This is a genomic window from Pseudomonas sp. Xaverov 83, assembly GCF_019352905.1.
Classification (GTDB): Bacteria; Pseudomonadota; Gammaproteobacteria; order Pseudomonadales; family Pseudomonadaceae; genus Aquipseudomonas; species Aquipseudomonas yamanorum.
The window spans coordinates 118583-132640 of record NZ_JAAAFU010000011.1; the positions used below are offsets into that span (position 1 = coordinate 118583).

At 60.5% G+C, this 14058-nt stretch carries 9 protein-coding genes; 8 read left to right on the top strand and 1 reads right to left on the bottom strand.

Annotation, left to right across the window (positions count from 1 at the left end; genetic code table 11):
• Positions 1-113 precede the first annotated feature (113 nt).
• Positions 114-1568: a tRNA uracil 4-sulfurtransferase ThiI gene (gene thiI, locus K0H47_RS05035; protein ID WP_063033503.1), complete on the top strand. Its 1455-nt coding sequence runs from the start codon at positions 114-116 to the stop codon at positions 1566-1568.
• Between the two features lie 139 nt (positions 1569-1707).
• Positions 1708-3528, top strand: coding sequence for a translational GTPase TypA (gene typA, locus K0H47_RS05040; protein WP_063033502.1), 1821 nt, complete (start codon positions 1708-1710; stop codon positions 3526-3528).
• A 196-nt stretch (positions 3529-3724) separates the two neighbouring features.
• Here the strand turns inward: typA and K0H47_RS05045 are convergent, their stop codons facing one another.
• Complete coding sequence (locus tag K0H47_RS05045; RefSeq protein WP_063033501.1) at positions 3725-4159, bottom strand: YkgJ family cysteine cluster protein; 435 nt, start codon at positions 4157-4159, stop codon at positions 3725-3727.
• Between the two features lie 235 nt (positions 4160-4394).
• Here K0H47_RS05045 and K0H47_RS05050 point away from each other — a divergent pair, with 235 nt between their 5' ends.
• The 6 genes from K0H47_RS05050 to K0H47_RS05075 all read left to right on the top strand — a co-directional run bounded on the left by K0H47_RS05050 (position 4395) and on the right by K0H47_RS05075 (position 13955).
• Positions 4395-6845 carry a glycogen/starch/alpha-glucan phosphorylase gene (locus tag K0H47_RS05050; RefSeq protein WP_063033500.1) on the top strand — a complete coding sequence of 817 codons (2451 nt, stop codon included), beginning with the start codon at positions 4395-4397 and terminating at the stop codon, positions 6843-6845.
• A gap of 100 nt (positions 6846-6945) precedes the next feature.
• Positions 6946-10482: a DUF2339 domain-containing protein gene (locus tag K0H47_RS05055; protein ID WP_219272104.1), complete on the top strand. Its 3537-nt coding sequence runs from the start codon at positions 6946-6948 to the stop codon at positions 10480-10482.
• Positions 10482-11837 carry a DUF3999 domain-containing protein gene (locus tag K0H47_RS05060; RefSeq protein WP_218263217.1) on the top strand — a complete coding sequence of 452 codons (1356 nt, stop codon included), beginning with the start codon at positions 10482-10484 and terminating at the stop codon, positions 11835-11837. Before K0H47_RS05055 ends, K0H47_RS05060 begins: the two co-directional genes overlap by 1 nt.
• A gap of 107 nt (positions 11838-11944) precedes the next feature.
• Positions 11945-12955 carry a class 1 fructose-bisphosphatase gene (locus K0H47_RS05065; protein ID WP_063033497.1) on the top strand — a complete coding sequence of 337 codons (1011 nt, stop codon included), beginning with the start codon at positions 11945-11947 and terminating at the stop codon, positions 12953-12955.
• Positions 12956-13098: 143 nt separating this feature from the next.
• Complete coding sequence (locus K0H47_RS05070; protein ID WP_003217986.1) at positions 13099-13353, top strand: hypothetical protein; 255 nt, start codon at positions 13099-13101, stop codon at positions 13351-13353.
• A 32-nt stretch (positions 13354-13385) separates the two neighbouring features.
• Entirely contained in the window at positions 13386-13955 is a 570-nt protein-coding gene (locus tag K0H47_RS05075) for a lipocalin family protein (protein WP_017478186.1), read from the top strand.
• The last annotated feature ends 103 nt before the right edge of the window (positions 13956-14058 follow it).

Genomic DNA, 14058 nt, shown 5'->3' on the forward strand with positions numbered 1-14058 from the left:
TGACCTGTTTTGGTGCGCGAAAGGTTCGATGCATATTAACTGGTTAAACCTTGAGCGATTTCCGCTATAATCCGCGCCCCCCTTTTTCGGCTGGGCCTGCGCGCGCTGTTTTCATGAAATTAATCGTTAAAGTCTTCCCCGAGATCACCATCAAGAGCCGACCGGTACGGATGCGTTTCATCCGTCAATTGGCCAAGAACATCCGTGCCGTGCTCCGCGATCTGGACCCGGCTGTGGTGGTGAACGGTGTGTGGGACAATCTCGAACTGGAAACCCGCCTCACAGACCCCAAGGCCTTGAAGGACATGACCGAGCGCCTGAGCTGCGTGCCGGGCATCGCGCATTTCCTGCAGGTCGACGAGTACCCGTTGGGTGACTTCGACGACATCACCGAAAAGTGCAAACAGCACTACGGCGATGTGCTGGCGGGCAAGGTTTTTTCGGTGCGTTGCAAACGCGCCGGCAAGCACCCGTTCAGCTCCATGGATGTCGAGAAATACGTGGGCAGCAAGCTGCGTCGCGAGTGCGGCGCCGCCGGAATTTCCCTGAAAGCGCCACAAATTGAAGTGCGGATGGAAATTCGCGACCAACGGTTGTTTGTGATCCACAGCCAGCACGACAGCATCGGCGGCTACCCGCTGGGTGCCCTGGAACAGACCCTGGTCTTGATGTCCGGCGGTTTCGATTCCACCGTTGCGGCCTACCAGATCATGCGCCGCGGGCTGATGAGCCACTTCTGCTTCTTTAACCTGGGCGGGCGTGCACACGAATTGGGCGTGATGGAAGTCGCGCATTACATCTGGAAGAAGTACGGCAGCTCGCAACGGGTGCTGTTTGTCAGCGTACCGTTCGAGGAAGTCCTGGGAGAAATTCTCGGGAAAGTCGATAACAGTCATATGGGCGTAGTATTGAAGCGTATGATGTTGCGCGCTGCGTCCCGAATCGCGGATCGGCTGGAAATCGACGCACTGGTCACCGGTGAAGCGATTTCCCAGGTGTCCAGCCAGACCCTGCCGAACCTGTCGTTGATCGACTCTGTGACCGAGAAGCTGGTATTGCGCCCGCTGATCGCCAGTCACAAGCAAGACATCATCGACCTGGCGACCCAGATCGGCACGGCGGATTTCGCCAAGCACATGCCGGAATATTGCGGGGTCATCTCGGTGAACCCCAAGACCCACGCCAAACGCAACCGCGTGGAGTACGAAGAACAACAGTTCGACATGGCAGTTCTCGAGCGAGCGCTTGAGAACGCCAAACTGGTGCCGATCGATCGGGTTATCGACGAATTGGGCCAGGATTTGCAGATCGAAGAAGTCAGCGAGGCTCTGGCCGGTCAGATCATCATCGACATCCGTCACCCGGATGCCGCTGAAGACGAGCCGCTGGAAATTGCTGGCATCGACGTACAAACGCTGCCGTTCTATGCATTGAATGCGCGTTTCAAGGAACTGGATGACAGCCGTCAGTACCTGTTGTATTGCGACAAAGGCGTGATGAGTCGCCTGCATGCCCACCATTTGCTCAGTGAGGGGCATGCCAATGTGCGCGTTTATCGACCGAGCTAAGAGCCCGGGGCTGTTTGCCTGTGGCCTGCGTCACCGGCCCCCCGACTCTGCCGTCAAGCTGTAACGGCAAGGCCTGACTCTACTGTTAATCGCTGCCACGACCTGTCAGCACACCGAATCCTCTGATCGAGATACACAAGTGATCGAAAATCTACGCAACATCGCCATCATTGCTCACGTTGACCATGGTAAGACCACCCTGGTAGACAAACTCTTGCGTCAATCCGGCACCCTGGAGCGCAACGAGCTCAACGACGAGCGCGTGATGGACTCCAACGACCAGGAGAAAGAGCGCGGTATTACCATTCTGGCGAAAAACACCGCCATCAACTGGAACGGCTACCACATCAACATCGTGGACACCCCGGGCCACGCCGACTTCGGCGGCGAAGTTGAACGCGTAATGTCGATGGTTGACTCCGTTCTGCTGCTGGTTGACGCTCAAGACGGCCCTATGCCGCAAACCCGTTTCGTGACCAAGAAGGCTTTCGAAGCCGGCCTGCGTCCAATCGTGGTCATCAACAAGGTTGACCGTCCAGGCGCACGTCCGGACTGGGTTCTGGACCAGATCTTCGACCTGTTCGACAACCTGGGTGCTACCGAAGAACAGCTGGACTTCAAAGTCGTCTACGCCTCGGCCCTGAACGGCATTGCCGGTCTGGAACACACCGACATGGCTGAAGACATGACCCCGCTGTACCAGTCGATCGTCGACAACGTACCTGCGCCGAAAGTCGACCGCGATGGTCCGTTCCAGATGCAAATCTCCGCACTGGACTACAACAGCTTCCTGGGTGTTATCGGCGTTGGCCGTATCGCTCGTGGCCGCATCAAGCCGAACACTCCGGTTGTCGCTATCGACGCCGACGGCAAGAAGCGCAACGGTCGTATCCTGAAGCTGATGGGTCACCACGGCCTGCACCGCATCGACGTTGAAGAAGCAGCTGCCGGCGACATCGTCTGCATCAGCGGCTTCGACCAGCTGTTCATCTCCGACACGCTGTGCGACCCACTGAACGTCGAAGCGATGAAGCCGCTGACCGTTGACGAACCAACCGTTTCCATGACCTTCCAGGTAAACGACTCGCCTTTCTGCGGTAAAGAAGGCAAGTTCGTGACCTCCCGGAACATCAAGGAGCGTCTGGACAAAGAATTGCTGTACAACGTTGCTCTGCGCGTTGAAGAAGGCGACTCGGCTGACAAGTTCAAAGTCTCCGGCCGTGGTGAGTTGCACCTCTCGGTACTGATCGAAACCATGCGTCGCGAAGGCTTCGAAATGGGTGTTGGTCGTCCGGAAGTGATCATCCGTATGGTTGACGGCGTGAAGCACGAACCGTACGAAAACGTGACCATCGACCTGCCGGAAGAATCCCAAGGTTCGATCATGGAACAGATCGGTATCCGTAAAGGCGACCTGACCAACATGGTTCCGGATGGCAAGGGCCGTGTGCGCCTTGAGTACAACATCCCGGCTCGTGGCTTGATCGGTTTCCGTAACGAGTTCCTGACCCTGACCTCCGGTGCAGGCATCCTGACGTCGATCTTCGACCGTTACGACGTGATGAAGTCCGGCGACATGTCCGGCCGTCAGAACGGCGTGCTGGTTTCGGTAGCTACCGGTAAGGCGCTGACTTACTCGCTGGAAACCCTGCAAGCTCGCGGCAAACTGTTCCTGGGTCACGGTGAAGACGTGTACGAAGGTCAAATCGTCGGCATCAACAGCCGCGACAACGACCTGGGCGTTAACCCAACCAAGGGCAAGAAGCTCGACAACATGCGTGCTTCGGGTAAAGACGAAACCATCGCTCTGGTTCCGCCTATCCGCTTCACCCTGGAGCAGGCTCTGGAATTCGTTCAAGAAGACGAATTGTGCGAAGTCACTCCTAAGTCCATCCGTCTTCGTAAGAAGATCCTGGGCGAAAGCGAGCGTACCCGCGCTGCGAAAAAAGCTGGTAACTAAGTCTTTTAGTTAGCTGCAAAAAAACGCCCCCGACCGCAAGGTCGGGGGCGTTTTTTTATGCCTGCAATATCTGTAGTGACTGCGACGGCCTCATCGCGGGCAAGCCCGGCTCCCACATTTTGATATGTGCACACATTCAACTGTGGGAGCTGGCTTGCCTGCGATAGGGCCCTCAAGGCCCCCACAAAAATTTGGATCAGAACTTATCGAGTGTCCGATGATTGGTCTCGCGCACCACTTCCTTCGGCTTGTACGCGCAATACCCCGGACGCGGCCCGATTTTCGGGTGATTGCGGCAAGTATCCGGGCGCTTGTCATAAATAGTGCAGAAGCGGCTCTTACGATCCAGGTACAGGCAATCGTTGTTGCTCATGCGCTGCAGGGTGAAGATCTCGGATTTGGCATTGAAGCGCTCGACGATACCTTCCTTCTGCAAGCGCTTGGCGATGTTCTTCGGCGGGTCGCCACGCTCGAATTCATCGACGATGCCGATGCGGATCAGGTCCTTGATCTTCACCTCAACCGGTAGGGTGCAGCAGCTCGACACACAGCCGCCACACATATGGCTTGAGTATTTCTGCCAGGTCTCGAGACGGTCGAGTTCCGCGGCGGCGATCAGTTGAGGCTTCATCAGGTTTCCAAGAGGGGTGTTATCCGGCGCGGGATCATACCGGAATTGGTGGTTTTTTGAACAATATCTTCCAGGTTTCAGCTCGAAGGCTGTGACGGGCTACAAACGGGCACGGCCCCTGCATCAATTTCCCGCAAAGGTGAATGAGTTAAAAAACTGCCGAACCAGAGCGTCTACCGTCTGTCAGACCGTCTAGGCTCTAGCAACTCCTTCTATCTCGCCCGAGGTCGCATCGATGTCTCAGGAACCGCTTGTACGAGAAGCAGAGGTAGCCGCATTTCGCGATGCCGTCTTGACCAAACTGACCTATGCGGTGGGCAAGGACCCCGATCATGCCTTCGACCACGACTGGTTCGAAGCTATCGCACTGGCCGCCCGCGACCACATGGTCGACCACTGGATGGACCACACGCGACACATCTACCGCAAGGGACAGAAGCGGGTCTATTACCTCTCGCTGGAATTCCTGATCGGCCGTCTGCTCTACGACAGTCTGAGCAACCTCGGCTTGCTGGACGTGGCCCGTGAGGCCATGAGTGAGCTCGGTGTGGACATGGAGCGCATTCGCCTGCTGGAGCCCGACGCGGCCCTGGGCAACGGTGGTCTTGGCCGCCTGGCGGCGTGCTTCATGGAAAGCATGTCGACACTGGGCATTGCCGGCCACGGCTATGGCATTCGTTATGAGCATGGGCTGTTCCGCCAGGCAATTGTCGACGGCTGGCAGCAGGAACAAACCGAACGCTGGCTGGATTTCGGCAACCCTTGGGAGTTCGAGCGCGCCGAAGTGATCTACCCGATCGGCTTTGGCGGTGGTGTGGAAACCGTGCTGGACGCGTCCGGCAAGTCGATTCAGGTGTGGTCACCGAATGAAACTGTACGCGCGGTAGCGTATGACACCCCGGTGGTCGGCTGGCGCGGCGCAAGTGTCAACACCTTGCGCCTGTGGCGTGCCCGTGCGGTGGAAGACCTGCACCTGGAACGCTTCAACGCCGGTGACCACCTGGGCGCTGTCGCCGAAGTGGCCCGCGCCGAAAGCATCTCCCGAGTGCTCTACCCGGCCGACAGCACCGAAGCGGGGCAGGAACTGCGCCTGCGCCAGGAATACTTCTTCGTTTCCGCCTCGTTGCAGGACTTGCTGCGTCGCCACAAAAACATGCACGGCTCGGTGCTGAGCCTGGGCGAACACGCGGCCATCCAGCTCAACGACACGCACCCGTCGATTGCGGTGGCCGAGTTGATGCGCCAGTTGGTGGACCTGCACGACATCCCGTGGGATGCCGCCTGGGACGTGACCGTCGAAACCCTGTCGTACACCAACCACACCTTGCTCCCCGAGGCTTTGGAAACCTGGCCGGTCGGCCTGATGGAACGCATGCTGCCGCGGCACATGCAGATCATCTACCTGATCAATGCCCAGCACATCGACTCGCTCCGGGCCAAAGGCATCCACGACTTCGACGTACTGCGCGCCGTCTCGTTGATCGAGGAAGACAACGGCCGCCGCGTACGCATGGGCAACCTGGCGTTCCTCGGCTCCCACAGCGTGAACGGCGTGTCGGGCCTGCACACCCAACTGATGCGCAGCACGGTGTTCTCTGAACTGCACAAGCTCTACCCGGACCGCATCAATAACAAAACCAACGGCATTACGTTTCGCCGCTGGTTGTTCCAGGCGAATCCAAAACTCACCGCGATGCTGGTGGAAGCGCTGGGTCCGGACATTCTCGACAACACCGAAACCCGTCTGGTTGAGCTGGAAACCTTCGCCGAGAAGCAAGCGTTCCGCAAAGCCTTCGCCGAGCAGCGTCTGCATAGCAAAAGGGCGCTGGCCGACATCATTCACGAGCGCCTGGGGGTTTCGGTCAACCCGGCGGCGATGTTCGATGTGCAGGTCAAACGGATCCACGAGTACAAGCGCCAGCTGTTGAACCTGCTGCACACCGTCGCGCTGTACCAGGCGATCCGTGCCGAGCCGGGCACCGATTGGGTGCCGCGGGTGAAGATATTCGCCGGCAAGGCAGCGGCCAGCTATCACCAGGCCAAGCTGATCATCAAGCTGACCAACGACATCGCCCGCACCGTCAACAACGACCCCACCGTGCGTGGGTTGCTCAAGGTGGTGTTCCTGCCCAACTACAACGTCAGCCTGGCGGAAAGCATCATTCCGGCGGCTGACCTGTCGGAGCAGATTTCCACTGCCGGCTTTGAGGCGTCGGGCACCAGCAACATGAAGTTCGGCCTCAACGGTGCACTGACCATCGGCACCATGGACGGCGCCAACGTCGAGATGCACGAGCGTGTCGGCGCGGATCACATGTTTATCTTCGGCCTCAGTGCCGAGCAGGTTGAAGCGCGCAAGCATGCCGGAGAGTTCAATGCCGGGCCAGACGTTGCCGCGTCTCATCGCTTGAATGACGTACTGCAAGCGATTCGCGGCGGGGTGTTCTCGCCGGATGATCCGGGCCGTTATGCCGGGTTGGTGGATTCGCTGATCGACTACGACCGCTTCCTGGTCTGTGCCGACTTTGATTCCTACTGGGATGCCCAGGCGCGGGTCGAGGCTCATTGGCACGATTCCAAGGAATGGTGGCGCTCGGCGGTGCTCAATACCGCGCGCATGGGGTGGTTCTCGTCGGACCGGACCATCCGGGAGTATGCGACGGAGATCTGGAAAGCTCTGGACTGAGTTTTTCTTAATCTGTGCCCCAAGGCCCAACCTGTGTTGGGCCTTGTCGATATACTAAGCGCCGGTTCCGCCCGCTTCGGGCTGCTTAGGGATATCCACCATGCAATGGATTTTCATGCTGATTGGCCTGGTGCTCGGCTGGACGCTCGATGAGTCGTTCAGTGATGCGGGCATTGGTGCGTTGCTCGGTTTGGGCATTGGCCAGGCGATTCGCCTGTCGATGCTTGCCTCGCGTACGGAGGAGCAAGGCCGTCAGCTGGAGTCGGCCCGGAACGCCCTGAAGGTGGTCGAGCAACGCCTGGCTCTGCTGGAAAGGCCTGCCGCCGTTGAAGCCCCTGAACCTGTCTTTGTCGAAGAGCCGCTGCCGGTAGCGGCGCCGCCCGAACTCGTCTGGGAATTACCCGCCGAACTGGAACCTGCCTACGCAACCGTGGTGGCCGAGCCCAGCCAGCCATTGCCGGCTGACGTGTGGAGGGCTGAGCCGAGCGCCAGCATTCCTGAACAACCCGCCGCGCCTACGTTACCTCGCGGCCCCAACTTCATCGAACGCGCCATCAGCGGTGCCCGCAACTGGCTGTTCGGTGGCAACACCGTGCTGCGGGTCGGCGTGGTGCTGTTGTTCCTCGGCCTGGCGTTCCTGCTGCGTTATGCCACTGAAGGCATGGTGGTGCCGATCGAGCTGCGTTATGCCGGTGTTGCCGGCTGTGCGTTGGCCTTGCTGGGCCTGGGTTGGTGGCTGCGGCTGCGCAATAGCAACTACGGGTTGATGCTGCAAGGCACCGGTATTGCCGTGTTGTACCTGACGGTATTCGCCGCGATGCGCCTGCATCCGTTGCTTGATCCCGGTGCAGCCCTCGGCTTGCTGGTGGCTGTCACGGTGTTCTCGGCGATCCTGGCGATTACCCAGGACGCCCTCGGCCTGGCCTGCGCCGCCGCCCTCGGCGGTTTTGCCGCGCCTATCCTTACGTCTACCGGCGCCGGTAATCATGTGGCGCTGTTCAGTTACTTTGCCCTGCTTAACGCGGGCATTCTCGCCATCGCCTGGTTCAAGGCCTGGCGCCTGCTCAACCTGATCGGCTTTGTCGGCACCTTCGGTATCGGCTTCGCTTGGGGCATGCGCTCTTATACGCCGGAGTTGCTGTGGAGCACCGAGCCGTTCCTGATTCTATTTTTCCTGATGTACCTGGGCATCGGCCTGTTGTTCGCCCGGCGCAAGTTGCTGGAGATGCGCGACGCGCCGGACGATGACAGCCGTGGCGCGCTGCTGCGTTGGTCAGCGGCCAAAGGTGATTACGTTGACGGCAGCATGCTGTTCGGTCCGCCGCTGGTGGGCTTCGGTTTGCAGTTTGCGCTGGTGCAGCACCTGGAGTTTGCCGCCGCGTTCAGCGCGCTGGCCCTGGGCATTACCTACATGGGCCTGGCCCGTTTGTTGAGCGGCGGGCGCGCCTTGCTGCTGGCGGAAACCTGCCTGGCGCTGGGCGTGATCTTTGCCAGCCTGGCGATTCCCCTGGGCCTCGACGCACGCTGGACCGCGGCGGCCTGGGCCGTGGAAGGCGCCGGGATCTTCTGGCTCGGCCTACGCCAGCAACGGCCGTTGGCGCGGGCGTTTGGCTTGCTGTTGCAAGTCGGCTCCGCGCTGGCGTTCCTCAGCGAATTGCGGGTGGGCGAGACCAGTCTGTTGGATGGCGCACCGTTGGGTGCGTTGTTGCTGGGTGCGGCATTGCTGTTCAGTTTCTTCCAGTTGCGCAAGGCGCCGGTGGAGCAAGCGGCGCAGTGGGAGCGTCGTGGCTTGCCGGTGTTGGCCAGCGTCGGCCTGGGTTTCTTGTACCTGCTTGCGCCGCTGCTGCTGTCGACCCAAGGCACCGCCATCAGTTGGGCGATAGCGGGTCTTGCGACCCTGCTGGTCGGGCTGCGCATCGGCTCGCGCACGTTCCTCTTTACCGCGTTTGCCGTGCAACTGCTGGGTGGGGCGCTGTTCCTGCTGCGGTTGCGGACGGGCGCCGATTCCGGCGCGGTGTTCAGTGCGGGTTGGAGCGGGCTGCTCACGGCTTCGCTGATTGGCCTGGCGTTGATTGGCGGCGTGCTGCTAGCCGCGCGGGACACCATGGTGCGCAGCGATGCGCGGTTGTTGCGTGGCCTGTCGGTGGTGTTGCTGGCCGGGCTGGTGCTGATCAACCTGGCGGTGCTGTTCGTGCTGCCGTGGGAAACCGCCAGCGGCGTGTGGGCGGCCAGTGGTTTGTTGATCATCTGGCTGAGCCTGTATCTGCAACAGCGCGTCAGTTTTGTCTTCGGGTTGTTGCTGCAAGTGATCGGTGGCGCTTCGTTCCTGATCGCGGTGCCGGACCTGCTCGGGCCGCTGGCCAGCGAGGGTTTGCGTCCTTTGGGCCATAGCGGCTTCTGGACGCCAATGGTGCTCGGGCTGGCAGCACTGGTCGGTGCCTGGCGCTTGCAGAGCCGGCCACATGCACCGGTGTTCGAAACGCTGAGTTTGCAGCGGCTGTCCGACGTGCTGCTGGTGTGGGGCGCGGGCTGGTGGACGCTGGCGTTGGTCAGTGAAGTGCTGCGTTTTGCGCCGTCGATGCTGCAAGGTACCTGGCTATTGGCGGTGGCGGCGGTGAGTGTGGCGATCTGGGCCGTATTGGCCTTGCGGCTGCAATGGGCGTCGCTGGGCTTGCTTTGCACGCTGTTGATGCCGGCGGCGGGCGTGGTGTTGCTGGGCGCGTGGGGCTCGCGTTATCACCCGGCGGCGAATTTCGCCTGGCTGGCGTGGGCAGCGGTATTTGCGGTGCACTTCATGTCGCTGCGGCGCCTGGCGTTGGTCATCCCGGAAAAAGCCCTGGGCGCCGCGCACGTGCTCGGTTGCTGGCTGCTGATCGGCGTGCTGGCGCTGGAGTTGCGCTACGGCCTGTTGCTGCTGTCCGAGGAATACAACGCCTGGCGCTGGCTGGGCTGGGCGATTCTGCCGAGCCTGTATCTGGTGCTGGCCGCTGCGCCGCGCAGTTGGCCGTGGCCGGTGTCGGCGTACCCACGCGAGTACCGGTTGTATGCCGCGCTGCCGTTGGCGGTGCTGATGCTCGGCTGGTTCTGGCTGGCGAATATCTTCAGCGACGGCACCGCCGAGCCGTTGCCGTATGTACCGCTGCTTAACCCGTTGGATCTGGGATTGTTGTTCGCACTGCTGGGTGTGTACCTATGGTCTCGCAGTGCCGCACCAGAACGCGGGCCGCGCGCCGAGCTGGTCGCCCAGGCGGTCGCCGGTGCGTCGTTGTTCGCCTTCTTCACCGCGCTGGTGATGCGCACGGCTCACCATTGGGGCGGTGTGCCGTTCCATCTGGATGCGTTGCTGGAGTCGATGCTGGTGCAGGCCGGGTTGTCGATCGTCTGGACCTTGATTGCCCTGAGCCTGATGATCGGTGGCCATCTGCGTCACCGGCGTGAGGTGTGGTTGATCGGTGCGGCGTTGATTGCCGTGGTGGTCGCCAAATTGTTCTTCGTCGAATTGAGCAACCGCGGCGGGCTGGCGCGGATCGTATCGTTTATCGGTGTGGGCGGGCTGTTGCTGGTGGTGGGCTATTTCGCGCCGCTGCCGCCCAAGCGCCCCGAACCGGTGATTGAAACTGAAGGAGTGGCCTCTTGATGGGCAAGCTGAGTGTGGCGCTGTTGGGGTTGTGCACGACGTTATCGGCCTGGGCCCAGGAAACGCCCGCCGATTTCACCACGCGGGTGCCGCTGACGGTCAGTGGCGAAGGCCCGTGGTACCGTCTGGAACTGCCGCTGGCGGTGCAATTGAGCGCCCGTCAGGCCGACCTGAGTGATGTGCGGGTGTTCAACGCAGCCGGCGAACCTCAGGCCTACGCGCTGGCGCGGCAGTCGGTGCAAAGCACCGAAAGCCGCAGCCTGTCCAACGTGAAGTGGTTCCCGTTGTACGCCGCGGCCGACTCCGCTGAAGCCGTGCCCAGCGTGCGTGTGCAATCCACTTCCACCGGCACGTTGGTGCAAGTGCAGCCGCCTAGCCAATTGGAGGCAGGCGAAGAGGTCCTGCGCGGCTGGTTGCTCGATGCCAGTGGGATCAATGCGCCGTTGCAGCAACTGGTTCTCGACTGGACCAGTGAGCGCGACGGCTTCCAGCGTTTCAGCATCGAAGCCAGCGACGACTTGCAGCACTGGCGTGCCTGGGGCGAAGGGCAGGTGGCGCGACTGTCGTTTGCCGATGAGCGGGTCGAGCAGCACGAAGTGAGTTTGCCGGGGCAGTCGGCGCGTTACCTGCGTCTGCTCTGGAAAGGCCAGGCCGCACCGGCACTGACGTCGGCGCAGTTGGAGAGTGTCAGCGCCCATAGCTTGCCGTTGCCGCTGGTGTGGTCGCAGCCGTTGTCGGGCAGTCGTCTCAAGGCCGGGGAATACAGCTGGCAGTTGCCCAGCGCACTGAACGTCGAACGCTTGCGAATCGACTTGAGCCAACCCAACAGCCTTGCACCCGTTACTTTGTCGGGCCGTCGTGAGAACAATCAGGCCTGGCAGCCTTTGAGCAGTGGCTTGCTCTATCGACTGACGCAAAATGGCCAGGACGTTTTACAGAACGAATTGCAGTTGCCCGGGCAGGCCGTTGCGCAGCTCAAGCTCAACGTGGACGAACGCGGCGGTGGCTTGGGTGTGGAGGCGCCGACGCTGAGCTTTGCGGTGCGGGCCACGCAGTTGGTTTTTCTGGCACGGGGCGAGCCACCGTTCACGTTGGCGTTGGGCAATCCGTCGGTGAAAGGCGCGAATTTGCCGCTGTCGACGTTGATCCCGGATTACAGTGCTGAACGCTTCGCCACGCTTGGGCAGGCCAACGTGGCGGGCGAAGCGGTGGTGACTTCGCCTGCGGTTGCGACCCCTGTTGATGCCGGGCCGAACTGGAAAAAGCTCGGTCTTTGGGCCGTGCTGCTGCTCGGTGTGGCGGCGCTGGGCGCCATGGCCTACAGTTTGCTGCGCAAGCCGCCGGTGGCACGTTAAATAAAGTCCATGAACTCTATTGGGTTTAAATCCTCTGATAGGAGGAAATACGCCCCGACTCGCGTTAAACTGCGCGGGTTTTTAGCCCCCACTTTCCGGAGCCTTCCATGTCCCGCGTTACCCTGAGTCGCTATTTGATCGAGCAGACCCGCAGCAACAACACGCCTGCCGATCTGCGCTTCCTTATCGAAGTGGTGGCGCGTGCTTGCAAGGAAATCAGCCACGCCGTCTCCAAAGGCGCGTTGGGTGGTGTCCTGGGCAGCATGGGCACTGAAAACGTACAAGGCGAAGTGCAGAAGAAACTCGACGTGATTTCCAACGAAATCCTGCTGGAAGCCAACGAATGGGGTGGTCACCTGGCCGGCATGGCGTCCGAGGAAATGGACAATGCCTACCAGATCCCGGGCAAGTACCCGAAAGGCGCCTACCTGCTGGTATTCGACCCATTGGACGGTTCGTCGAACATCGACATCAACGCGCCGGTTGGCACCATCTTCTCGGTACTGCGTTGCCCGAACGAATACCTGAGCCAGAACGAAGCCCTGAACGAAAAGGCCTTCCTGCAGCCAGGCACCGAGCAGGTCGCTGCCGGTTACGCGATCTACGGCCCGCAGACCATGCTGGTGCTGACCCTGGGCGACGGCGTCAAAGGCTTCACCCTGGACCGTGAAATGGGCAGCTTCGTGCTCACCCACGAAGACATCACCATTCCTGTGTCCACCCAGGAATTTGCGATCAACATGTCCAACCAGCGCCACTGGGAAGAGCCGGTCACTCGCTATGTAAGCGAGCTGATGGCCGGCGAAGAAGGTCCGTTGAAGAAGAACTTCAACATGCGCTGGGTGGCTGCGATGGTTGCCGACGTGCACCGTATCCTGACCCGTGGTGGCTTGTTCATGTACCCACGTGACAGCCGTGAGCCCTCCAAACCGGGCAAGCTGCGCCTGATGTACGAAGCCAACCCGATGTCGTTCCTGGTTGAACAGGCGGGCGGTGCGTCCACCGACGGCCACCAGCGCATCCTCGACATCCAGCCTGAAGGCCTGCACCAGCGTGTGGCGGTGTTCCTGGGGTCGAAGGAAGAAGTTGAGCGTGTGACCGGCTACCACAAGGCGTAAGTCTTTGCGGTAAGCAAAAGCCCCGAAACGTTTCAGCGTTTTCGGGGCTTTTTTGTTTTCGCTCGTCGGGAACCAGACACCCCTTTTCCCTTCTAAGCTTCTGGCAGACCCCCAAGCTGCTTCGTCTCTCCAGGAGTTATTCCATGTCGTTACGCCGTCTCGCCCTGTTGTCGTTTTGCGTGCTTCTGGCCGCTTGCAGCAAGGTCACCCAAGAAAATTACGCAAAACTGTCGGCCGGCATGCCCAAGGCCGAAGTGGAGTCGTTGCTGGGTAAGCCGACTGATTGCTCTGGCGCGCTGGGTATGTCCAGTTGCACCTGGGGCGATAAAAACAGCTTTATCAGCGTGCAATACGCCGGTGACAAAGTACTGATTTTTTCCGGGCAAGGCCTGAAGTAAACCGGGGCGAAAGCCTGCGGGAGAAAAACAACATGATGCGTTTCGTTCTATACCTCTGCGCCAGCCTGTTTTTGGCGGGCTGCGCCAGCCATTCTGGCGATGATCTGCAACCCAAGACTGTCGGCAGCGTCAACCTCAAGCGTTACCAGGGCACCTGGTATGAGTTGGCCCGTTTGCCGATGTACTTCCAGCGCAATTGCGCACAGTCCGAAGCCCGCTACACGCTGTTGCCCGACGGCAATATGTCGGTATTCAACCGCTGCCTGACGCCTGAGTGGAAATGGCAAGAAGCCAAGGGCACGGCCACGCCGCAGGTCGCCGGCAGGACCGACAAACTGTGGGTGGAATTCAATAACTGGTTCACCTCGCTGTTGCCGGGCGTGGCCAAGGGCGATTACTGGGTGCTGTACGTCAGCGATGACTACAAGACCGCCATTGTCGGCAGCCCTAGCCGGCGCTACATGTGGTTATTGTCGCGCACGCCGACGGTCAGCGCCGACACACGCGAAGACCTGCTGAGCAGGGCGCGACAACAGGGGTATGACACCACGCGCTTGATCTGGCGTACGTCGGACAAGCAGATGGCGAAGACTTCGCAGTAACGGAAGAACGCCATCGTTCCAATGTGGGAGCTGGCTTGCCTGCGATAGCGGTGTTGGATTCACCATCGCTATCGCAGGCAAGCCAGCTCCCACATTTTGTTAT